Annotated in this window: 26 protein-coding genes, 1 tRNA gene and 1 pseudogene; 15 read left to right on the top strand and 13 right to left on the bottom strand. The window is 58.0% G+C overall.

Features of this window, described 5'->3' with window-relative positions; genetic code table 11:
• Positions 1-17: 17 nt before the first annotated feature.
• Positions 18-395 (bottom strand): hypothetical protein, encoded by a 378-nt coding sequence (locus ACH6CV_RS13975; RefSeq protein WP_456358820.1) that lies wholly within the window; start codon positions 393-395, stop codon positions 18-20.
• Between the two features lie 254 nt (positions 396-649).
• Here ACH6CV_RS13975 and ACH6CV_RS13970 point away from each other — a divergent pair, with 254 nt between their 5' ends.
• The 5 genes from ACH6CV_RS13970 to rbsK all read left to right on the top strand — a co-directional run bounded on the left by ACH6CV_RS13970 (position 650) and on the right by rbsK (position 5674).
• The gene (locus tag ACH6CV_RS13970) at positions 650-2002 is read left to right on the top strand and encodes an MATE family efflux transporter (RefSeq protein ID WP_456358819.1); all 1353 of its coding nucleotides are present in this window, start codon (positions 650-652) and stop codon (positions 2000-2002) included.
• Positions 2003-2095: 93 nt separating this feature from the next.
• Positions 2096-2575 carry a YbaK/EbsC family protein gene (locus tag ACH6CV_RS13965; RefSeq protein ID WP_456358818.1) on the top strand — a complete coding sequence of 160 codons (480 nt, stop codon included), beginning with the start codon at positions 2096-2098 and terminating at the stop codon, positions 2573-2575.
• Positions 2576-2668: 93 nt separating this feature from the next.
• On the top strand, positions 2669-3907 hold the full coding sequence (gene glyA / locus ACH6CV_RS13960; protein WP_456358817.1) for a serine hydroxymethyltransferase: 1239 nt from the start codon (positions 2669-2671) through the stop codon (positions 3905-3907).
• 32 nt (positions 3908-3939) lie between these two features.
• Entirely contained in the window at positions 3940-4737 is a 798-nt protein-coding gene (dapF, locus tag ACH6CV_RS13955) for a diaminopimelate epimerase (RefSeq protein WP_456358816.1), read from the top strand.
• Positions 4738-4750: 13 nt separating this feature from the next.
• Entirely contained in the window at positions 4751-5674 is a 924-nt protein-coding gene (rbsK, locus tag ACH6CV_RS13950; protein ID WP_456358815.1) for a ribokinase, read from the top strand.
• Positions 5675-5687: 13 nt separating this feature from the next.
• On the opposite strand, the gene ACH6CV_RS13945 is transcribed toward rbsK, so the two are convergent.
• Positions 5688-5918, bottom strand: a complete 231-nt coding sequence (locus ACH6CV_RS13945) for a hypothetical protein (RefSeq protein WP_456358814.1) — start codon at positions 5916-5918, stop codon at positions 5688-5690.
• A gap of 137 nt (positions 5919-6055) precedes the next feature.
• Here ACH6CV_RS13945 and ACH6CV_RS13940 point away from each other — a divergent pair, with 137 nt between their 5' ends.
• Complete coding sequence (locus ACH6CV_RS13940) at positions 6056-6298, top strand: helix-turn-helix domain-containing protein (protein WP_456358813.1); 243 nt, start codon at positions 6056-6058, stop codon at positions 6296-6298.
• A 231-nt stretch (positions 6299-6529) separates the two neighbouring features.
• Here ACH6CV_RS13940 and ACH6CV_RS13935 read toward each other — a convergent pair whose 3' ends face one another.
• The 7 genes from ACH6CV_RS13935 to ACH6CV_RS13905 form a co-directional block, all read right to left on the bottom strand.
• Positions 6530-7210, bottom strand: a complete 681-nt coding sequence (locus ACH6CV_RS13935; protein WP_456358812.1) for a D-lyxose/D-mannose family sugar isomerase — start codon at positions 7208-7210, stop codon at positions 6530-6532.
• 17 nt (positions 7211-7227) lie between these two features.
• Positions 7228-7560 (bottom strand): L-rhamnose mutarotase, encoded by a 333-nt coding sequence (locus ACH6CV_RS13930; RefSeq protein ID WP_456358811.1) that lies wholly within the window; start codon positions 7558-7560, stop codon positions 7228-7230.
• A gap of 18 nt (positions 7561-7578) precedes the next feature.
• Entirely contained in the window at positions 7579-9093 is a 1515-nt protein-coding gene (locus ACH6CV_RS13925; protein WP_456358810.1) for a sugar ABC transporter ATP-binding protein, read from the bottom strand.
• 121 nt (positions 9094-9214) lie between these two features.
• Entirely contained in the window at positions 9215-10288 is a 1074-nt protein-coding gene (locus tag ACH6CV_RS13920) for a sugar ABC transporter substrate-binding protein (RefSeq protein WP_456358809.1), read from the bottom strand.
• Between the two features lie 78 nt (positions 10289-10366).
• A complete protein-coding gene (locus ACH6CV_RS13915) occupies positions 10367-11359 on the bottom strand; it encodes an ABC transporter permease (protein ID WP_456358808.1) in 993 nt (330 codons plus the stop codon).
• A gap of 276 nt (positions 11360-11635) precedes the next feature.
• Positions 11636-12829, bottom strand: a complete 1194-nt coding sequence (locus ACH6CV_RS13910) for an ROK family transcriptional regulator (protein ID WP_456358807.1) — start codon at positions 12827-12829, stop codon at positions 11636-11638.
• Between the two features lie 221 nt (positions 12830-13050).
• Positions 13051-13665 carry an HD domain-containing protein gene (locus ACH6CV_RS13905; RefSeq protein WP_456358806.1) on the bottom strand — a complete coding sequence of 205 codons (615 nt, stop codon included), beginning with the start codon at positions 13663-13665 and terminating at the stop codon, positions 13051-13053.
• Between the two features lie 867 nt (positions 13666-14532).
• Between ACH6CV_RS13905 and ACH6CV_RS13900 the strand changes: the two genes are divergently transcribed.
• Together ACH6CV_RS13900 and ACH6CV_RS13895 are read left to right on the top strand one after the other, a co-directional pair.
• Positions 14533-14609 (top strand) — tRNA-Arg (locus tag ACH6CV_RS13900).
• A gap of 460 nt (positions 14610-15069) precedes the next feature.
• Complete coding sequence (locus tag ACH6CV_RS13895; RefSeq protein ID WP_456358805.1) at positions 15070-16026, top strand: peptidoglycan-binding protein; 957 nt, start codon at positions 15070-15072, stop codon at positions 16024-16026.
• A 280-nt stretch (positions 16027-16306) separates the two neighbouring features.
• On the opposite strand, the gene ACH6CV_RS13890 is transcribed toward ACH6CV_RS13895, so the two are convergent.
• The 3 genes and pseudogenes from ACH6CV_RS13890 to ACH6CV_RS13880 form a co-directional block, all read right to left on the bottom strand.
• Positions 16307-16693 carry a putative ABC transporter permease gene (locus ACH6CV_RS13890; RefSeq protein WP_456358804.1) on the bottom strand — a complete coding sequence of 129 codons (387 nt, stop codon included), beginning with the start codon at positions 16691-16693 and terminating at the stop codon, positions 16307-16309.
• 127 nt (positions 16694-16820) lie between these two features.
• A pseudogene (locus ACH6CV_RS13885) lies at positions 16821-16940 on the bottom strand (IS3 family transposase); the annotation flags it as partial.
• Between the two features lie 137 nt (positions 16941-17077).
• On the bottom strand, positions 17078-17374 hold the full coding sequence (locus ACH6CV_RS13880) for a transposase (RefSeq protein ID WP_456358839.1): 297 nt from the start codon (positions 17372-17374) through the stop codon (positions 17078-17080).
• Positions 17375-17541: 167 nt separating this feature from the next.
• On the opposite strand from ACH6CV_RS13880, the gene ACH6CV_RS13875 reads away from it, so the two are divergent.
• The 7 genes from ACH6CV_RS13875 (at position 17542) to ACH6CV_RS13845 (ending at position 21805) form a co-directional block, all read left to right on the top strand.
• Entirely contained in the window at positions 17542-17781 is a 240-nt protein-coding gene (locus ACH6CV_RS13875; protein WP_456358803.1) for a hypothetical protein, read from the top strand.
• A gap of 170 nt (positions 17782-17951) precedes the next feature.
• Positions 17952-18278 (top strand): ArsR/SmtB family transcription factor, encoded by a 327-nt coding sequence (locus tag ACH6CV_RS13870; protein WP_456358802.1) that lies wholly within the window; start codon positions 17952-17954, stop codon positions 18276-18278.
• A gap of 56 nt (positions 18279-18334) precedes the next feature.
• Positions 18335-19339, top strand: coding sequence for a permease (locus tag ACH6CV_RS13865; protein ID WP_456358801.1), 1005 nt, complete (start codon positions 18335-18337; stop codon positions 19337-19339).
• A gap of 12 nt (positions 19340-19351) precedes the next feature.
• Positions 19352-20128, top strand: coding sequence for a DUF2703 domain-containing protein (locus ACH6CV_RS13860; protein ID WP_456358800.1), 777 nt, complete (start codon positions 19352-19354; stop codon positions 20126-20128).
• Positions 20128-20691, top strand: coding sequence for a thioredoxin family protein (locus ACH6CV_RS13855; RefSeq protein WP_456358799.1), 564 nt, complete (start codon positions 20128-20130; stop codon positions 20689-20691). The genes ACH6CV_RS13860 and ACH6CV_RS13855 overlap by 1 nt, the downstream gene beginning before the upstream one ends.
• Entirely contained in the window at positions 20688-21377 is a 690-nt protein-coding gene (locus ACH6CV_RS13850; protein WP_456358798.1) for a cytochrome c biogenesis protein CcdA, read from the top strand. Before ACH6CV_RS13855 ends, ACH6CV_RS13850 begins: the two co-directional genes overlap by 4 nt.
• A 23-nt stretch (positions 21378-21400) precedes the next feature.
• Positions 21401-21805 (top strand): thioredoxin family protein, encoded by a 405-nt coding sequence (locus tag ACH6CV_RS13845; protein WP_456358797.1) that lies wholly within the window; start codon positions 21401-21403, stop codon positions 21803-21805.
• A 64-nt stretch (positions 21806-21869) separates the two neighbouring features.
• Here ACH6CV_RS13845 and ACH6CV_RS13840 read toward each other — a convergent pair.
• Positions 21870-22054, bottom strand: a 185-nt coding sequence (locus ACH6CV_RS13840; protein ID WP_456358796.1) for a hypothetical protein, incomplete at its 5' end; no start/stop codon positions are given.

Raw genomic sequence — 22054 nt, 5'->3', positions numbered from 1 at the left:
CAGCGCCGCGCTTGGTTTCAAGCGCAGCGGCAAATACGGCGGATGGCAGTCCGTTCTCCTTTTGGTCTCCCGATCAGCCGCAGCAGCACGTACGCCAGCGTGGCCGCGCCCTGCAAATTCGACGAAATCGCGATGGCGTTGACCGGCGAAATTTTGAGCTTCCTCGAAATGGAGATGGCGATCGGCGCCATCGTGGATTCAATGAACAGCGAAACCGCGCCCATCGTGCCCGCGGCCATCATGATCGCGTTCCAGTTTACCGCACACGGCGCCTTGCCCACGGGCAAGATGCCCGGCACCACAAACAGAAGCGCCGACGCTGGGGCGATGTACGCCCGGTACCTCGAGAAGACCGGCAACAGCGCATACGTTCCGAGGAGCAAGCCCCATGCCATATGCGCGTCATCCTTTCGCCGCCTGCTTATGTGGTTCCAGCAAGAGCCTATCCGACGCGCGGAGCGCTGTCAGCCGAAGGATGCGGTCTAACAGAAAACATATGCAGTCGCTTGCCTTTGCCCGCAACGGCGCCCGTTCGCGGTGAAGTAAGCGTCCCGCGTTGCGGGCGTGGGATGCTTATGGTATAATGTGTGGGTTATCCATCCGCAAGAGGCAGGCCCCCTGACCCCACACAAAGGCGAGAGGTGCTTTCATGGCTTCTTTACACAAGGACTTCACCCGCGGCAATATCCTCGGCCACCTGATCCGCTTCGGCGCGCCGTTCCTGCTGTCCAGCTTCCTGCAGGCGCTGTACAACGTGACGGACATGGCGGTGGTGGGCAATTTCTCCACGAAGGAGGCGCTGGCGGGCGTCACCAACGGCGGCCAGATTACCAACGTCGTGGTGATGGTGGTGGCGGGCCTGACGGTGGGCGGCACGATCCTTGTGGGCCAGTACTTCGGCGCAAAGCGGGAAAAGGACGTCTCCGAGACCATCGGCACGCTGTTCACGGTGCTGGCGCTCTCAGCGGTGGCATTCACCGCGCTCGTCATCGCACTGGCCGGCCCGATCCTTGCGATGATCCAAACGCCCCCCACCGTCATGGACGAAGCCCGCGCGTATCTGGACATCTGCATGCTGGGCAATCTATTCGTGTTCGGCTACAACGCGGTGTCGGCGGTGCAACGCGGTCTGGGCGACGCCCGGCGCCCGCTGATCTTTGTGGCAATCGCCGCCGCGGTCAACGCGGTGCTGGACGTATGGATGGTCAGGGACTTGGGTATGGGCGCGGCGGGTGCGGCCTGGGCGACCGTCATCGCGCAGGCCGTCAGCGTCGTGATGGCGGCGGCGTACCTTGCCAGGAGCAAGTTCCTGTTCGACTTCAAATGGCGCAGCTTCGCCATCCACCCGGAGAAGCTGCGGCAAATCTTCAAAATCGGCCTGCCCAGCTCCGCACAGTCGCTGGTGGTCAGTGTGTCGTTCCTGGCGATGACCGCGCTCACCAACGGTTTTGGCGTATCCGCTTCGGCGGCGGGCGGCGTGGTGGGCAAGCTCAACAGCTTCGCGATCCTACCGATCCTCGCGATCCAGCAATCGATCTCGTCCATCGCCGCGCAGAACATCGGCGCGGCGCAGCACGACCGCGCGCTGGAGGTGCTCAAAAAGGGCATCCTGTTTTCGCTGGCGCTGGGCGCGACCGTGTTCGCCGCCGTGCAGCTGTTCCCGGCTCAGTTGATTTCGCTGCTGACGGACGACTCGGGGGTGATCGAGGCGGGCGTCCGCTACCTGCGCGCCTTCAGCTTCGACTACCTGTTGGTGCCGTTCGTGTTCTGCTTCGGCGGCCTGGTGATCGCTTCGGGCCACACGGTTTTTTCGCTGATTCTGGCGTCGCTCTCCTCTCTCGTGCTGAGGATCCCCGCCGCATGGCTGCTGTCCCGGACGATGGGCCTCGCCGGCGTAGGCCTGGGCGCGCCGATCGCGACGCTGGGCTCGAGCTTCCTCGGCCTGTGGTTCGTGCTTTCGGGCCGCTGGCGTGAAAACCGCACGGGCATCCGCGCGGCGTAGGCGGCAGCCATTGAGGAAGCCACCGCGCTCCACGTTGCCGGCAACGGCGGCGTGGCGCAATTATATTGAAATGCTGCGAAGGAGGACGAAAGCATGTCCGTCGAGCGTGTCCGGGCACATCTTGCCCAGTGGAGTCTTGCCGACCGAATCATGGAATTTGAGGCGTCGAGCGCGACCGTCGCGTTGGCGGCGCGATCGGTCGGTTGCCCGCCGGCGCAAATCGTCAAAACGCTGTCGTTTCGCGCACCCGAGGGGGATGGGTGTTTGCTCGTGGCCTGCGCGGGCGACGCGCGCATCGACAATCCGAAGTTCAAGCAGACCTTCGGCGTCAAGGCCAGCATGCTGTCGCCCGAGCAGGCGGTCGAACTGACCGGCCACGCGGTGGGCGGCGTGTGCCCGTTCGCTTTGAAGGCAGGCGCGCGCGTGTGCCTCGACCGCTCGATCGCGCGCTTCGATTGGGTATTCCCCGCCGCCGGCAGTGCAAGCAGCGCCGCGCGGCTGACGACCGAGGAGCTCGAAATGACGACCGGCGGCGAGTGGGTGGACGTGTGCAAGGACTGGTCGGGCGCATAACACGGGCAAAAATAACCCGTGCTACCTTGAGAAAGCACGCATTGGGCGATATAATCAACAAAAAATACCGTTGAGGCAAGGAGGATTCCCGGCATGCTGCAATACGACGCCGTGCGAAAGGCCGACCCCGAAATCTTGGACGCGATGGAGCTGGAGCTCAAACGCCAGCGGGAGCACATTGAACTGATCGCCTCGGAGAATTTTGTCAGCGAGGCGGTCATGCAGGCCTGTGGCTCGCACCTGACCAACAAATACGCCGAGGGGTATCCCGGCAAGCGCTACTACGGCGGATGTCAGTACGTGGACGTGGTCGAGGATCTGGCGCGCGAACGCGCCAAGGCGCTGTTCGGTGCGGATCACGCGAACGTCCAGCCCCATTCGGGCGCGCAGGCGAACCTTGCGGTCTACTTCGCGCTGCTCGAGCCGGGCGACACGATCCTGGGCATGAATCTGGCCCACGGCGGCCACCTGACCCATGGCAGCCCGGTCAACATGTCGGGCAAGTACTTTAGCATCGTGCCCTACGGCGTGCGCGAGTCGGACGAGACGATCGACTACGATGCGCTGCATAAACTGGCGCTCGAGTGCAAGCCCAAGCTGATCGTGGCGGGCGCGAGCGCCTATCCGCGCGCGCTCGACTTTAAGAAATTCCGCGAGATCGCCGATGCCTGCGGCGCGCTGTTCATGGTGGACATGGCCCACATCGCCGGCCTCGTCGCGGCGGGCGAGCACGAAAGCCCGGTGCCCTATGCCGACGTCGTGACCACCACCACCCACAAGACGCTGCGCGGCCCGCGCGGCGGCATGATCCTGTGCCGCGAGGCGCTTTCCAAGCAGATCGACAAGGCCATATTCCCCGGCACCCAGGGCGGCCCGCTCGAGCACATCATCGCCGCCAAGGCCGTGTGCTTCAAAGAAGCGATGGAGCCCGAATTCAAGGTCTACCAACACCAAATCGTGCTGAACGCGCGCGCGCTGGCGAAGGGGCTCACGGACGCCGGCCTCAAGCTGGTGTCGGGCGGCACCGACAACCACCTGATGCTTGTGAACCTGACCGGCACCGGCGTCACCGGCAAGGCGCTCGAGGCGCTGCTGGGCGAAGCCAACATTACCGTCAACAAGAACACCGTGCCGTTTGAGACACTGTCGCCGTTCGTGACGAGCGGCGTGAGGCTGGGCACGCCCGCGGTCACCTCGCGCGGCATGAAGGAAGCCGAGATGGCGCAAATCGCCCGTTTCATCGCGCGCGTGGTCGCCGAGGGCGAGGCCTGCGTCCCGGCGGTGCGCGACGAGGTGCTCGCGCTCTGCGCGCGGTTCCCGCTGTACCCGTAAATCGGACATGGGGCGATTGGGAGGGATTCGGCTTGCGGTTCATCAAGATGCACGGCATCGGCAACGACTACGTCTTTGTCGACTGCTTTCATGAGTCCTTGCCAAAAGAGCCGGCCGAGCTGGCGGTCGAGGTTTCGCGCCCCCACTTTGGCGTGGGCGCGGACGGGCTGATCCTGATCGGACCCGGCCGCGACTGCGACGCGCGGATGCGGGTGTTCAACGCCGACGGCAGCGAGGCCAGGATGTGCGGCAACGGCATCCGCTGCGTGGGCAAGTATTTATACGATTCCGGGCTGTGCAGAAAGCCCACGCTGACGATCGACACGCCCTCGGGCGTGAAGGCGCTTCAGTTGACGATCGAGGGCGGCCGGTGCACCGGTGCGACCGTGGACATGGGCGAACCCGTGCTGAACGGCGCGGTGACGGTCCATGCCGCCGGGCGCGCGTGGACGCTCGAGCGCGTCTCGCTGGGCAACCCGCACGCGGTGGCGGTGCTGCCCGAGCTGCCGGAGGATGCGCTGTTTGGCGCGGCCGGGCCGGCCATCGAGCGCGACCCGGCCTTTCCCGATCGCGCCAACGTGGAGTTCGTGCGCGTCGCGGCGCCGGATGCGCTCCAGATGCGGGTCTGGGAGCGCGGCTCGGGCGAGACGCTGGCCTGCGGTACGGGCGCATGCGCGGCGCTGGTGGCCTGCGCACAGGCCGGCCGGAGCGCGCGCGCGGCGCGGGTCAACCTCAAGGGCGGCGCGCTCGACATCGAATGGAAGAGAAACAATCACATTTATATGACCGGCCCCGCCGTGACCGTGTTCACCGGGGAATGGGTTATTTAAAGGAGGAAGCCGCATGAACAGGATCTGCGTGCTGGGCAGCATAAATGTGGACATGACCGTGACGGTAGAACGCTTCCACGCGCCGGGCGAGAGCATGATCGCCGAGAAGTTCGAGACCTTCACCGGCGGCAAGGGCGGCAACCAGGCGGTGGCCTGCGCGCGGCTGGGCGCGGACGTCATGATGATCGGCTGCGTGGGCGAGGACTCGAACGGACGGATGTACCTGGACGCGCTCGAGCGCGAGGGCGTGGACACCGCGGGCGTCGTCCGCACCCCGGACGCGCCGACCGGCGTCGCGCTGATCGAGGTGGACAAGCACGGCGAGAACCGCATCCTGGTCGCGCCCGGGGCCAACTTCGCACTGACCTGCGACATGGTCAGCGCCAAGGCCGACGCCCTGAAGCGCGACGTGTGCCTGTTCCAGATGGAAAACCCGCTGCCGGCGATCACCCACGGCATGGCGCTGGCCAAGCAGGCCGGCGCGCTGGTGGTGCTCGACCCCGCGCCGGTGCCCGCCGCGCCCGTATCGGACGCGGTGTTCGCGCTGTGCGACTACGTGACGCCCAACGAGACCGAACTGCATCTGCTCACCGGCATGCCGGTGGACACCGTCGAGCAGGCCGCCGAGGCCGCGGCCCAGCTGATCCGCAAGGGCGCGAAGGCCGTCATCAACAAGCGCGGCGGACAGGGCGCGCTGCTGGTCACCGCGGCGGGCTACCGCCTGTTCCCCGGCTTCAAGGTCAACGTGGTCGACACCACCGCGGCGGGCGACTCGTTCAACGCCGGCCTCTCGGTCGGCCTCGCCAAGGGCTACGCCACCTCCGACGCGGTCGTGCTGGCCAACGCCGTGGGCGCGCTGTCCACCACCGCCCGGGGCGCGCAAGCCGCCATGCCCACGTTCGAGCAAGCCGCGGGGCTGATCGCGGGAACCGATTGATGTGTGGATGGCCTCAAAGGACTTTGCGTGCAAAATCCTTTGAGGCCATCTTGGAGATTTCGTTTGCAAGCGCGTTTGCTTGTTCGCCCGCCGCGATCATCGCGGCGGGCGAAAGGGCAGCGCCCTCTTTATGTAGTTCTTCCATCCGCACAAGAATGGCCTGATATTTAGCAATCAACGCCACCGGCGCAGTGCCATAGGCCGGAGGCTGGACACGCTCGCGTTTAAATTCTTCAAAGGTCATAAATTGCTTCCCCCTTTTATTGCGCTCCACGCACATGCGTACATTCCAAGAGCATTATACACAATCTTCGAAAATACGCAAGTGCATACACGCGATAGCGTAAAAGCCTCTATTCTTGTCATATAGGGGTGAGCACTATGGGGATTAAGGACGCAGTCGTACAGCGGTTTTCAGAAATCTGCGCGCAGAAAAACATCAAGATCAACGAATTGGCCAACCGCGCAGGGGTGACGCCCTCAACCGTATACAGCATGTTCGACGCACGGCGCAGGGAAGTATCGATCAACCTCATCAAAAAGCTATGCGACGGGCTCGACATGACGCTCGGCGAATTCTTTGGCGCCGAGGCGTTTGACGAATTGGAGCAGGAGATACGATAAATTTCATATGGCTCTTTCAATACCCTCGCGTCCCCAAAAGTTGAAGCCCTCGTTCGAGCAAGCGGCGAATCTGATCGCGGGGACAACCGAATCAATGATGGCCTTGGGGGGCTTGCGTATGCGCGCAAAATCCCCCAAGGCCTGTCGGCATTTACGGGGCTTTTTTGACGTACCGGAAGGAAGGCCGGACAAATTACGTCCGGCGCGCGTTCTCGGCCGTCATACAGTTCCTTATCCCAGGACAGCGTACTCGTTGCACAGCGGGTGCAATAGATCCTCATCCTCCTCAATGTCCGCAAAGCGCGAGGTGGGCTCGAGGAAGTAGTTGTCCGTATTGTCGTCATTTACCTTGGAGACTTCACCCACGATCAAGTCGCCTCCGCCGATCTTCGGCCCGAAGATATGCGCGATATGCGGCGCAAGGCTGATGCTATTGCCGGGCTGGATCAAAATCTCCTCACCGGCTTTGAAGGTGTGCTCGATGCCGTCCATGGATACCTTTACATCGGTGGCAAGCTGATTGCCGCCGGCATCGGTGTTCCACAGGTACACCGCCAGCACCCCGTTTGCCCGATTGATAATATCCTCGGTCTTGAACACATGATAGTGTTTGGGCAAGCGCTGGCCTTCCTTCATGATGATGTACTTCTCGCAATACGGTACGCCGACCGAAGCGTCGCTCATATCCCCGTTGCGGACGGTATAAAGCACCGCGCCAACGGTTGCGAAGTCATTCGTTCCGAAATCGGTGATGTCCCAACCGAGCATGACCTTCGAAATGGTGTCGATTGCGGACTTGTTTTGCATCCAGGTTTGCATATCCCAGTAGGCATACGCAGGCAATCGGATATTGTTCTTCTGCAAAAGCTCCTTGGCCCATATGATCGCGGCATTGATTTCCGACCTCTTCATGGTCTGCACCCCTTCATTCAAATCTTGGAAAGCGTATACGCCTGCGGGATGTTCTGCCAGAATGTTTCACCCTCCAGCGGTTCCTGGCATTCGCCGGTGACGCGCAGCCATTGCCGATAGGCGGCGTTTTCATACAGCGCCGCATTGTCCACCGATTCGTCTACCTCGTTATACTGGAAGAGATAGGTCCTTCCCGCAATCTCCTTGACGAAGATTTCGCACCTCATAAAGCCGTATTGTTTCAGCAGGTTGCGAATCTCCTCCGGTTGATTGTCGTGCAGCTCGATGTATCTCGCCAGCATACCGGGCTTCACCCCGATGATGCAACCGTTTTTAACGATCCTTGCCAAGCAATTTCCCTCCCGCCGCTAAATAAACGAGCCGGCGATTTCCGCGCTGATTTCCGCGCCGGTCCGCGCAAACAGTTCTTCTCCCTTGAGTTCGGCAACAATGCGCTTTTCCTTGAAGACCAGCAGGCGACGCGCAAGGCTGATGATCTCGTTCATATCGGAAGAAATCAGGATGACCGCCTTTTGCTCGTCCTTGGCGAGGCTCCAGATCAGATCGTGAATGTACTCCTTTGCGCCAACATCCACGCCAACGGTAGGCTCGTCGATGACCAGCACGTCGCATCCCACGGACAGCCACTTTGATATGGCCACCTTCTGCTGGTTGCCGCCCGACAGGCTTGAAGCCTTTAGATTCGAGGACGGCGTCTTGATCTCCAGTTTTTGAACGAACCGGTCCGCATTCTCCCCTTCCAGCCTCGGCTGAATCAGCGGCACCATCCGGCTCAAGCGGAACTTACGCAGGGTGTTCAGGTTGATGTTCATCTTGATGGTGTCGTCCAGGAACAGGCCCTCTTCTTTGCGGTTTTCGGTGATATAGCCGATGCCATGCTTGTGCAGGCTCTGCGCAAAGCTGCTGATCTCGATGGTTTGACCATTGAGCAGCACTTCGCCGCCGTCCATTTTGTCTATGCCGAGTACCGTGCGCGCCAGCTCGCTCCTGCCCGACCCCACCAGGCCGTAGAAGCCCAGGATCTCGCCCTTGCGCACATGAAAGCTCAAATCCTTGAAACCGTGCAGACGGGAGGAAATGCCGCGCGCCTCCAGCACGACGGGATTGTCCTCGGCGTCGAGCCGTCCGCGGTAGTGGATGTTCGACTCGCGCCCAATCATCATCTTCACGATTTGTTGCTTGGTCAAATCCGCGGTACTTCCCTCGCCGATGTATCGACCATCGCGAAACACCGTGACCTTATCGCAGATTTCCATGACCTCCTCCAGCTTGTGGGAGACAAAGATCATGATCACGCCCTTCTTTTTCAGCTCACGCACGAGGTCGAACAGCGTTTCCGCCTCGTATTGCGTAAGGCTCGACGTGGGCTCGTCGAGCATCAACACCTTTGCATTGGCCGAAAGCGCCTTTGCGATCTGAATCAGCTGCTTGTGGGCGGCGCTGAGCTTCGCCACGGGCGTCTTGGGATCGAAATCCAGCCGAACCATGTCCATATATTGGCGGGCGGTTTTGTTTATCTTGCTCCAGTCTACAAAGCCGAGCCTTGTAAACTGATCCATTTTATCCAGCACGATGTTTTCCGCAATGCTGCTCTCGGGGATCAGGTTGATCTCCTGATTGACAATGCTGATGCCGTTGTGAATGGCATCGTCATAATCGCGCAGTTTCAGGGTCTTGCCGTCCAGGAGCACATCGCCCTTGTCCGCGTGATAGATGCCGCAGACGATCTTCATCAGCGTAGATTTTCCCGCGCCGTTCTCTCCCAGGATGGCGTGAACCTCACCCTCATAGAACTGAACGGATACATCCTGCAGCGCCTTTACGCCTCCGAAAGATTTTGAAATATTCCTCAGCTCCAGCATAGCTTGCCTCCGATTCCCTTGCGCGTTGTGCCGGGTTTGCCGCTGTGCCGGACGGCGGGCTTTCGGTTCCGCCGTCCGGCCGTGCATCGATCGCGGATTTACAATCTGCGCTCGCAGAAGATTACGCTTCCGGACGCTTCAGCACTTCGGATTCGATGGACGCGATCATCTCCATGGCGGCCGCCTCGATATCGGCCTGCCAGGAATCCTGGTTTTCCTGCGTGATGAAGATGTAGCCGGTGTCGATGTGGGCGCCCCAGTTCTGCGGCTCCCATCCGTCCTTCAGGTACATCAGGATCAGCGGGGAGACGTAGCCCATCGCCCATCCGTTCTGCGCGACGGTGTGATCCACATAACCGCCGGCGATCCCGGCCATGACCTCGTCGCCCTGATCCATGGTGGCGCAGGCGATATGCTCCGCACCGGCATTCACGGCGTAGTAGTCGGCCATCGCGGTGGCCAGGCCCGCGGAAGCGGTGCCGCCGGTCGCGATGATGCCCTTTACACCCGCGTTCGCGGCCAGCGCGTCGGAGACCTTCTCGTGGCCTTCGGCCGCGGTGGTGATGTCCGCAAGGGTCTGAGCGATCGAAACCTTCTCATACTGGGCAACCGCATCCTCGACGCCTTTTTGGCGCTTCTGTGTGTTTACGTCGCCCAATTGCTCGAGCACGTTGATGATCGCACCCTCGCCGCCCATTTCCTCAATCAGCTTGAGGGTGGAGTTGTAGGCCTGCACATAGACGTTCGAGCACAGGGTCATCGCGGATTCCTGCGGATCGTCCATCAGACCCGCGTAGTTGATGACCTTCGCGCCGCTCTCGTAGAGCTCCTTGTAGAGCGCGTTGGCGCCAGCAGTATCCGCGCCGAAGATGTAGAACAGGTCGAAGCCTTGCGCGCGCAGGCTCTCACAGGTCTGGTTCTCAACATCCTGGGTCCATTCGGTGCCCACACGCCATTCGACATTCTGTCCGAAGTCGGCATTGAATTTTTTGATACCCTGCTGGACATAGTTGTCAAAGAACACGTCGGGCGCCGGCCAGTAACAAACCAGTTTGTACGCGTCTCCCTTGAATTCCCAGGTTAGATTGGTGCGGGCGGAGCCGGTGTCCACATTGACGGCGGTGCCTTCTTGGGCAAAGCAGGTTGCCGACAGCAGCATGGTCAGTGCGACGAGCAGGGATACGATCTTCTTCATGGGGGTACCTCCTTTTTTATCCTCTTTACGGCGCGCCGCGGATTTTGGAACCGGCGACGTCCGCGAAGCGCGGGTTTGTCAGGCGATCATGCGCCTTGCCACGCGGCTGCGCACGCTCTCTACCGACACGGCGATCAGGATAATGCTGCCTAAGAAAGCCTTTTCGAAGTAAATATCGACATTGAGCATGGTCAGGCCGTTGCGCACCATGGTCAAAATGCACGCGCCGCAAAAGAAACCAACTGCGGTGAAATTGCCGCCGCCCAGGGAAATGCCGCCGATCGCGCATACCGCGAATGAATACAGCATCCAGTCCGCGCCGGTTGTAGGCGATGCGGAGCCGGTTCGGGAGGTCCACAGCATGGCGGCCACCGCGGCCAGACCGCAGGAGAGCATGTTGCAAAGAACCGTGATTCGGTCAACCTTGATGCCCGAGAGGCGTGCCGCGGATTCATTTCCGCCGACAGCCAGCACGTTTCTCCCAAAGAGGGTAAAGCGGAACACGACAACCAGCACGAGTATCAGCAGCACAAACAGCACGAACATTTGGGAAGTGCCCAGGAAGCGGCCGCGGCCCAGCGCGGTAAAGTCCGCGTTGACATTGTAGGAGTAACCGTGGGAGACACCCGTGGCAATGCCGTCATACACAAAGGACATCGCAAGCGTAATGACAAACGGGGCCAGCTTCAGACGCGTAATCAGCAAGCCATTCAACCAGCCGCACAGCAAGCCGGCCATGACGGTAAGCGGCACCACCAAAATGGTTGGCAGGCCGAGATTTTGCATCAGCAGGCCCGAGATTACCGTGGCCAGCGCGCCGACCGCACCGACCGCCAGGTTCATGCCGCCGATGACCGCGACCATCAGCTGTGCCGACGCAATGAACCCATAGCTGGCGACCGTTCGAGAGATATTGAACAAATTGTAGGGAGAAAGGAATGATTCCGTAAACACCGAGAAGATCAAAATCAGCAACACACATGCGCTCACCGCGCTAGAATAGCTCCGAAGAAAGAACCGCTTCAGAATCGGTCCCCTTGTGGCGCCGCCCGTCTTTGCTCCGATATTCATAGCCTTCTCCTTTGCCTCGTTCGCGTATCCCGCGGGACTGCCTTGCGCTGCGCCCTTTGTCATATACGCCCGCCAGGTTCACTTAACTTAGGTAACATAACAATTCAAGTATAATCAAACGCCCCTATGTTGTCAATTGAAAGGCCGAATTTCGGCGCTATGCGAAGTTTCTATACACAAATTATAGCGTTTTAGATATTTTCAGGGGCGTGACTGGCTTCCCCTAACCGGGCGCACAAGCGCGTCAAGGCCGGTACTTTCATAGGGCAGGGCGCATCAGCGCATGAATGCCAGTGAGTCCTTGCTCCAGCTATATAGGGGAACGACCTGCGCCGCACCGCGCGCAACATTCCATTCATCGGGATCTCCTTGTAGAATCTCAACGCCGCGCCCCGCGTTGTGCATCTGCTTACGCAAGGTGGATGCCTTGATCTTCTTCAAAAATTCCGAATCGTTTTTCATCATGCCGCCGCAAAGGTAGATGCGATCCGGATCGAGCAGGTTAATGCTCGCGGCCAGCGCAATCCCAATGTACTCTGCCGTTTGGTCGATGATCAACTGAGCGTGCACATCCCCCGCCTTCGCGGCTTCAAACACCATCTTTGCGTCCAAGCGGCTGATTTCCCCGTCACACATCCGGGCAAGCGCCTCTCCCTTGCCTTGGTGGACCAGTTCGCGCGCTTTCCGAGCCAGCGCCGCACCCGAAGCCACCGCTTCGAGACAGCCGACATTGCCGCAGGAGCATTGCGCATCCGCATCGTGACAGACGAGCAGATGCCCGATCTCTCCGCTGGTTCCGCTCGCGCCATAATACAGCTTGCCATTTTGCAGCAGTCCCCCGCCGATTCCATAACCAAGGCCGATGCACAGAACGGTCAGGTTGTTGTTCTCCTGATCGCGCGAAACCTCCCAGCTCGCCTGCACACGGTTGGCGTTCTCCACAATCACCTCCATAGGAAGTATTTCGTTCATCCACGCTTGAAGCGACACATCCTCCCAGCCGAAGTTCGGAGAAAAGATCACCCGCCCGGTTTCCCGCTCAATCAGGCCCGGCATGGCGACGCATACGCCCACAATGCCGTCCATATCCACGCCGGAGCGCTGCGTCAGGCTGACAATCTCCGCGCAGATGCGCTCCACAAAGCGGCGTTCGCGCTGCACGCCCTCCGTCGCGTATTTCACCGTTGAGATGATGCCTCGGTCCAATCCCGTGAGCACAATACGAACGGTGGTGCGACCGATGTCCACGCCGATAAAACGATAGTGTTCACCGCATACGCGCAAAAGCTCCGGCCGCTTGCCTTGACCCTTCGCCTTTTTCATGCCTGTGACGACCATGCCATGCTCAATCAGCTGATCGGTGATTTCCATGACCGTAGGAATGCTCAACCCAACCATTTGCGCAATGGCGGAGCGGTTGATCGGGCCGTGATCGGAAATGCAGCGCATGACGTTTTGCTTATTGTGCATGGCCATCCTATGCTTGTCCATTCGCCTATACATATCCAAGTGTAATTCCCCTTCGTTAAAGCATCTTAATGAAGTATAACGCAAACGCGCGGAAAGATCAACGCTTAACTTAGATTACTTAATATAGTTGGAGGAAAGGTTTGATTGGTGGAGTGGATCGATGCGTGCCGTGACACGCTCGAAAAGATGGATGATGCGCGCATGTCAAGGACAGTTTCCGGTCAAAGATCGGTGTGAAAAACAGACTCCTCGATCTCCTCGCGGAACAGCGCATAGGTGTTCCCATGGCAGAGCCCATCGAAATGGGACTTGATGTCAAATACCGATTGCCACTTCCTGATCGTGTAGTCGTTGAAGCCATGCCGCATCGCGACGTCCATCAGGCGGGCATCGACGATCGTCACGCCGCTCGGCAGGCTCATGGCGTCGCACAGTTGGATCAGCTTGTCATAATCGTCGTATTCCGCCCGTTCGAGAAACCGCTCAATCTGTGCAAGCTCGCGCTCAGAGCAATCGAAGTTCTTCCCGCTGTACGCCCCCAGATGTTTGTAGGGAAACGAATGCGTCAGGCATATCCTGGCGGATACGTCGTATCCCTTGCCCGTCATGAGCTCATAACCCGCGATCACATGATGCAGGTCACGAACCCCTTCAAAGCGCCCGACATCATGCAGCAGGCCCAGGGCATACGCCTTATCCGCGTCGAGCCCGGCGGCCGACGCCACTGTTTCGGCAACCCTCGCGGCGTTCATGCTATGGTCGACCCATCGGCCGGGGTTTTGCTCGCCAGCCCACCGCAACATTGCCCCGGCTTCCCGCCTGGATGGATAACCCATATTGGCGCCCTCCAACAAGGTCGGCCTTCAAGCCGCAATTGGCTTATTTCATACGCATCATATCCGACGGGCGCGCAAATGTCAACGGCTACTTGTGTCCCCAAAAGTTGACGCGTATACGGGCGGGTTACAGAGCGCGATAGAAAGCAGAGATAGCGGATAGCCAAGGGAAGGGTGGAAATTTGCGAAGCAAATACGACCCGACCCTGACAAGCGGGGGAATGATACAATGTTGCGAAGCCTTAGCGGCAGACCTGTCCGCGAAGGCCTTGACCTCCTTACATCACCGCCAGGTAGTCTCCCAACGATATGTTTGCGCGAGGCGCCCTCGCAACCAGCGGTGGTTTGCCGCATCCCATGCCTAATACCAACCGAAACCATTCATGCGTTCATCAGGCGCGTGGATTTCCCGTCCTGGCGTAGCCTTACGCCGCAGGCGTAGCGGCACCGTTTATCCTTGGCTGGGCATGACGGCGGTACTACTCCCGTCTACCCTTGGCTGACGCGTTGCGCCGCAGTCTGTTGGGTGTGTCATCTTCCTCGCTTCAACTTTTTTCCCGTCTCATTTGGGCCTTGACTTTTTATTTGCAGGTTATCCAGACAATCCATCTTTCATGGTCCGCGTCTTTTCGCAGATTCATTGTACTGCGTCGGTTCTCTGTTTTCGTCCCCTTCTGTTGCCTATGTACGGTATCTCAACAAGATTTCCCGCGAGCTTCTTCGTCTGCGCCTTGACTTTCACGACGCAGCGTGGCATAATACTAGCGTTTGCTTAATTCCGTAGCTCAGCAGGACAGAGCGGTCGCCTCCTGGGAGAACCTACTGTGTTCGCTTTCAGGCGAGCGGGACAGACTCAAAATTCCATATGTTCCCGTAGCTCAGCAGGATAGAGCGGTCGCCTCCTAAGCGACAGGCCGTGAGTTCGAATCTCGCCGGGAACGCCATCAATACCGACATTAGTTGGTGCAAATAAGCTCGCCGGTTGCGGCGGGCTTTTTTGTATGCCTGCAAATTTTCTGTGAATACCGGCCTTTCGGCGCTCATTTTGCAGGAATACACGGGCGGGCGCGCACGCGGTATATCGGGGCTAGTGGTCGGCTGAAAAATGCGCCTCGGAGAACTCAAAAATTACACGATCTCCAAAGGCTCTCGTGTAATCGTGTACTGATGCACCCACCCGCGATTGCCGCCATTCCCCCGTAGTGTCGCGGCGATTGGTACCATTGGGATCGTCATTGGAACCTATATATAGGTAAACGGCATAGTATGTGGTGCGGTGAAATCCCGCAAATCGTCCGCGGGCGGTGCTCTGCACTATACCGCTCATAATCGGAAAGGACGGATTCTATGAATCTAGAGGAAATAAGAGCACTCTCGGTTCACTATATGAAGAGCCGAAAGGGCTTGAACACGTATACCAATACGAGTGACCGAAAGTATTTCTTCGGAAAGCCTCATAATCAAGCCGGGAACACGACGGAGAAGGGATATTCGGACTGCTCCAGCGCATGTCGCGCCGCTATTCAGGCTGCGGCAGACATCAATATTGGCTCTAACACGCACCATCAGCTCCTCAACCGCACGAACGGGCTCATCGTAGACGCGACGGAAGGTTACCAGCCGGACGAGTCGCACCTCATGCCCGGCGACCTTCTCTACTTCAAGGGAAACAAGTACCACATTATGGATGTGGGTCACGTCGAGATGTACGTGGGAAACGATACCTTATATGGTCACGGTAGCGGAAAGGGACCTCGGGAGACGGGAATGAAGAGCTATTGCGCATCTCGCGCCACGCCGGAGAAGCGCTATTTTATGGCAATTCGCTGGATTCCCACCGAAGGTTATCCCACTCTCTCCGTCGGCGCAAGCGGTGTATTCGTCGTGAAGATGCAGCAATACCTGATCGAAGCCAGCTACCCGCTCCCCATATATGGCGCGGACGGCGACTTCGGCTCGGAAACCGAGGAAGCGCTCCTCTCGTTCCAGAAGGATGCGGGCTTGCCTGAAACCGGCGTCTGCGACCAGGCCACTTGGAACGCACTCATGAAAAAAGCCGCGGAAGCGGACGTCGAGGAGAACGTAAATCCGTATCTCATGCCGACAAAGAACCTTGCGCGCGGCGCTAAGGGCAAGGGCGTCAAGTGGGTTCAATGGGAATTAACCGATGCTGGCATTTCTTGCGGCGCCTACGGAATCGATGGTGACTTTGGGAAGGATACGCAAGCCGCTGTGGTGCGCTTCCAGACCCTTGTGTTTCCGACGGAGCAAAAGGAATGGGATGGAATCGTCGGCCCAAAGACGCGCGCGAAGCTCATTGAGGCGACCAGCCCTGAGCTCATCACTGCGACAGCAGACTAAACCAGAAGGTTCATGTGTGCCCCCTATCGAGGCGGCAATCCGCACCTGATGGTGTGAGGTTAAGAAGCTACGGGTTAGCTTTGCACCTGTAGCTTCTTTATCCATAGGTTCTTATTAATGCTGTTTTTCATCATTCAAAGTCCGTAGAAAAGAAGTAAAAACCTTAGCCAATGGCAACCTGGCCACTGGCCAGGCTTTTTACTGTACTGGGATTGCTTTTTGTTCCCCTATACCTGGTAAGCGCATATACAGCTGATTGCTGGGATGGGGTGAGGTGGGGCTACGAAGTGGCGGAGCGGCCCCCGCTCCGATCGTAAATCAGCGCTACCGGCACATTGAGCAAGAACCAATACATCGTAAAGCGCGGGCAGATTTGGCCCCACAGATTGAGCCAGCGGTCCGAATAATCCCACACGTTCCACTTTAGGAGCCGGTTGACGGTTAGCCCGACCGCCAACTCGGCAGCCGTGACCAGCCCGGCACCAGCGGCGCAGCGAGCCAGCAGCGGCCAATGAGCGGCGCGGCGGTGGATGTTCACCATGCCCAGCAGGCACAGCCCTCCGGTCAGGCCCATCGTCCAGTGGCTGTGGCCGCGCGCGAGTACCTCGATGCCCATGTAGCCCAGCGCGCCTACGGAAAACAGCGAAACAGATTGCTTGATGCACAATGCGCATTGCCTCCTTTTCAGGAAGTATGCGAATTTTTGCGCCGGAAAAACCCGCGAATTTCAGCGGTGGGTCAGCACGCCCACCTCGATGGCTTGATGGTACACCCTGCAAGTATTCGAGCATCAACCGGCGGACGCGCTTGCGGCCGACTGTCCAGCCCTCCCGCCGGAGCAACCGCCGGATCTTCCTCGCGCCATAACGGCGCTTGCTCTCGTAGAAGATGTTCTTGATCTTCGCCGTCAGCACCTCGTCCTGGCGGAACCGAACGGGCCGCTCCCGTTCACGCGCTGCCCACTCGTAATACCCCTGACGGCGTACGTTCAGGGCTCGGCACGCCTGGCTCAGGCGCAATTTCCCCGCATGTTCCCGGATCACCGCGTACTTTACTGCGGGTGCTTCGCAAAGTACGCCGACACTTTTTTTGGAAACGCTACCTCGTTCTCAAGCTCCCGGATTCGCCGCTTCAGCCGCTCCGTCTCGTCTGGCGGCGTTTCCCCGTTCTGCCCGCTGAACGCCAAGTCCGGGTTCGTCTTGTACTGGCGTTTCCACTTCATGATCGTGTTCTCGTGAACCCCGTACTCGTTCGCCACGCTCAGTACCGTCCGGCCTCCATCCGTCGAGCCGCACCGCGGCGATCTTCTCCTCCCGGCTGTACTCGCTTTTCCTGCCCATAGGTACATCTCCTCCGCGTGTCTTATTCTACCACACTCTGGAGTTGTCCATTCGACCGGGGCCAGGTCAGAATCATTGCAGGCCAAGCTGGAGGTCGTGACCGGCCTCATGCAGCGACACATCCGCGCCAATGCCCACTCCGCACTGGAGCAGGCCGAATACCAGCGGCAGTATAATGAAATATGCCGCACGGTTCGAGGCCGCCAGGGGCCGGATCAGCGAGGTCAGTGAGCAACGCGAGGCGCTCATCGCAAAGCGCGGGCTCCTACAGACCTACCTAGAAACGCTGAAAAGGCAAGCACTGATCACCGAATTCGACGAGGTACTATGGTACGGCACGGTGGATCAGGTACGGGTGACACATGATGAGAAGCTGCGGTTTATCTTTAAAGATGGTGCGGAAATCGAAGCATAATTGAACGCAATAGCAAACGGCCACATTACCAGAATCAGGTAATGTGACCGCTTTTATATAGAGTGTTCCGTTCTCGCCACCCGTTGTGTTAATTTTCTGATTCACATTGACAAAATTGGATTTGGCGCATATTATGATCATATCCAGTATTCTTGATATGAGGTGATGCTATGAAAGAGACATATGCAAAAAACGCAATGGTTTTCAAAGCGTTTTGTGATGAAAGACGACTACGCATCCTGGATCTTTTGAGGGGAGGCGAGAAGTGTACTTGCGTGTTGATCGAGGAAATGGATATGCCTCAGTCCTCGCTCAGCTATCACATGAAGATTTTGTGCGAGGCGGGTATCGTGGAGGGGCGTCAGGAAGGAAAATGGACGCATTACAGCATCAGTGAGAAGGGTAGTCTCGAGGCAGTGGAACTGCTGAAAGAACTCACCGTGTCTGAACCGACTGCAAAACGCGTGGCCTGCTGCGCAAGTAATTCCCCGCAATAAGTATCTGGGGCCTTGGGGATCGTTATCGAAAGTGAGGTATTGGCAAAGTGCAAGTTATGAAAACTGCCTGGGATTTTTTTCAGAATCAAATCCTCGGCATGAGGTGGCTGAATGATGTCCTGGGTTCCGGCTTATCCGCTTTAAGGCTCGACCCAACCAACCGCTGGGTAGGGAGCATACAGTTTTTCCTCTACGATGTGATCAAGATTGTGGTCTTATTGTGCGTCCTGATCTACCTGATCAGCTACATTCAGAGCTATTTCCCGCCTGAACGGAGCAAAAAAATCCTCGGCAGGTTCCACGGAATCTGGGCAAACTGCATCGCGGCGCTGCTCGGAACGGTGACGCCGTTCTGCTCCTGTTCGTCTATTCCACTGTTCATCGGCTTCACCTCGGCGGGCCTGCCGCTGGGCGTCACGTTTTCATTTCTGATTTCCTCACCAATGGTAGATCTGGGATCACTCGTGCTCTTGATGAGCATCTTTGGTACCAAGGTCGCAATTCTCTACGTGGTGCTTGGTCTGGTCATTGCGGTGATCGGTGGCACATTCATCGAAAAACTCCATATGGAAAAGTACGTAGAAAGCTTTATTCTTTCGGCGGGCAGCGTAGATATCGAATCGCCAGATCTTACAAAGCGCGACCGGCTAACGTATGCGAAGGAACAGACGCTCGCCACATTCAAAAAAGTGTTCCCGTACATCCTCCTCGGCGTGGGTATTGGCGCGCTGATTCATAACTGGATTCCGGAGGAATGGGTGGCCAATGTACTTGGCAGCAATAATCCGTTTGGCGTGATACTGGCGACGGTGATCGGCGTCCCGATGTATGGCGATATTTTCGGAACCATCCCGATCGCGGAAGCGCTTCTTGGCAAGGGGGCGCTGTTGGGTTCGATCCTATCGTTCATGATGGCGGTTACAACGCTCTCGCTGCCGTCCATGATCATGCTCCGCAAGGCTGTAAAGCCAAAGCTGCTGGGGCTGTTCATTGCGATTTGCACCGTCGGAATCATCATTGTCGGATATTTCTTCAACTTGGCACAGGGATTCATTCTATAGGAGGCATTCTCTATGGCTAAGGCATGGTACCCCGTAGTCGACTATGTGACCTGTCTAGAGTGTGGAAATTGCGTCGCGATGTGCCCGCACGGCGTCTACGACAAGGCAAAAGCACCAACGCCTGTGGTGAAAAACCCGGACGAATGCGTCGATCACTGCCACGGCTGCGGTAACCGCTGCCCGGTCGGCGCGATTACCTACGTAGGCGACAACACGGGCTGGACGCCTCCGAAAGGCAACACGAAAGCTGAGGAAGACGAGCTTACCACATGCGGATGTGGCGGCGAATGTGGCGAGACAGTCGAGAAGAAGGTTGCCGTGGAATACCTGTATCTTGATTTGAACACCTGCGACCGCTGTGTTGGGACGGATCATGAACTCGATGAAGTCATGATGGTGCTGACGCCCGCTTTGGAACTCGCCGGATTCGACGTCGAGTACAACAAAGTTGAGATGGCGACGGCGGATATAGCGAACCAGTATAAATTCTTCTCTTCCCCGACGATCCGCGTGAACGGCGTTGACATCGGAGGACCGGTTCAGGAGAACAGCTGTGGGTGTTGCAGCGAAATCAGCGGCGCGGACGTTGACTGCCGCGTATTTGAGTACGAAGGCCAATCCTTCGAGGTGCCGCCCAAGGAGATGCTCGCAGAAGCCATCCTACGCATCGCGTTTGGCGAATCCGAGGGCGGGTGCGCGTGCGGGGATTACCAACTACCGGAGAACCTGAAGACGTTCTACGAAGGGAAAAGCCACAAATCATGCTCGTGCGGAGGGAACTGCTGCTGATGGATACGAAGAAGGTAATCCGAATCGTTGTCCCGGCACTCATCGTTCTCGTTGTCGCTGGTGTCTGGTTCGTAAAAAACGCAGCTACAGTCGTGAATGGCCCAGCCGAGCTTAAGAGCAATATGACGGATAATGCCCAGGCAGAGGACGACCCGAACTTCGCGCTGGAAGCGGAGTCGATCGACACAGAGACGCTTACTGCCTACGGACTACCCCTTATCGTTGACTTTGGTTCGGATTCCTGCATTCCCTGTCAAGAGATGGCGCCGGTCCTGAAAACCATGAATGCCGAGATGCGCGGTAAAGCCATCGTCAAGTTCGTTGACGTATGGAAACACGCGGATGCAGCCAACGGTTTCCCGGTCCAGGTCATCCCAACGCAGGTATTCATTAACGCTGACGGTACGCCGTATGTGCCGAGTGATTCGATGCAAGACTCCGGAATTGAGTTCACCATGTACTCCAGCAAGGAAACCGGTGAGCACGTATTCACCACGCATCAGGGTGGACTGACGGAAGCACATATGCGCAGAGTCCTCACGGATATGGGGGTGCTAGAATGACGGCCCTGCTGGACGGACTGGCCAACATGATCGAGCAGAGCGGCTATCTCGCGCCGCTTCTCGCCGTGGTCGCAGGCGCGCTGACATCTTTCACACCTTGCTCGCTGTCCAGCATTCCCTTGATCGTCGGATACGTGGGCGGAGCCGGACAAGGGAACGCGAAACGCGCGCTTGGGTTGTCCCTCGCCTTCGCCTTGGGTTCGGCCATGACGTTTACCGTGCTGGGCGTGATTGCGTCGCTCGCCGGGCGGCTCATCGGTGCCTCGGCGTCCTGGTGGTACATCGTGTTGGGTGTGCTGATGGTCTTGATGGCGCTTCAGACTTGGGAGATTTTCGAGATCATCCCGTCCAGCTACCTGCTCGCGAAGAACAAAAAGCGCGGGTATGCAGGCGCGTTCATAGCAGGAATCCTGGGCGGCGTGTTCTCCTCGCCTTGTTCAACGCCAGTACTGATCGCGCTGCTCACGATCGTCGCAGGCAAGGGAAGCATCCTATGGGGTATACTGCTATTGTTGATGTACTCCATTGGTCATGGCATTCTCGCGATCATTGCAGGTACATCGATAGGCCTTGTGCAGAAGCTAACGACCAGCGAGAAGTACGGACGGGCAAGCAACGTTCTCAAAATTGTGATGGGTTTTCTGATGCTACTCATTGGGTTTTATATGTTTTATCTTGGTTTCTAATAATGCATAAAGGGGATTTGAAGATGGCACTGTTTGGCAAGAAGAAGAATAATGATGCTCAAGGAAACTGTGATTGTGGAGGTGCCTGCACTCCGGCGCTCGAGCAGGGAAAGAAGGGAAACTGCTGCTGTGGGGATGTAAGCGCCCAGAGCATGGCGAAGGCGGAGACTGCAAAGAGCGAAGGCGCATCCATCAAGGTGCTGGGCAGCGGCTGCGCGAAGTGCAATCAGCTTGAGGCCGCTACGAAGGCGGCGCTGGAGCAACTGGGCATGGACACAACGATCGATCACGTGACCGATTTTGCTCAGATCGCAGCCTATGGCGTCATGACGACGCCCGCGTTGGTGGTCGATGGCAAGGTCGTCTCCTATGGCAAGGTCCTTAAGACCGATGAAGTGATTAAGGTGCTACAGAAGGTCAGGAGTTAAACCGGACTATGTCACGTCGTATGACATCTAGGCAACCAGACCGTAGATCCTGATAGGCTATTACCTACGCACCAGCGAGGCCGATTGCAAGGCTTCCCTGTACAATACAATCATTCGCCGCTTGGAGATTCCAAGCGGCGTTTTTCATGGACAACGCTTGCGATTTTTGTAAAATCTCTCGGATACATTGACAATCTTCGATACGATACATACAATGATTATATCGATGTTCTTCGATGCGAGGTGATA

The sequence above is a fragment of the Anaerozeibacter quisquiliarum genome, from assembly GCF_051162045.1.
Classification (GTDB): Bacteria; Bacillota; Clostridia; order Christensenellales; family Aristaeellaceae; genus Anaerozeibacter; species Anaerozeibacter quisquiliarum.
The sequence above is the reverse complement of the archived record's forward strand: the minus strand, read 5'-3'. Positions and strand labels throughout refer to the sequence as shown.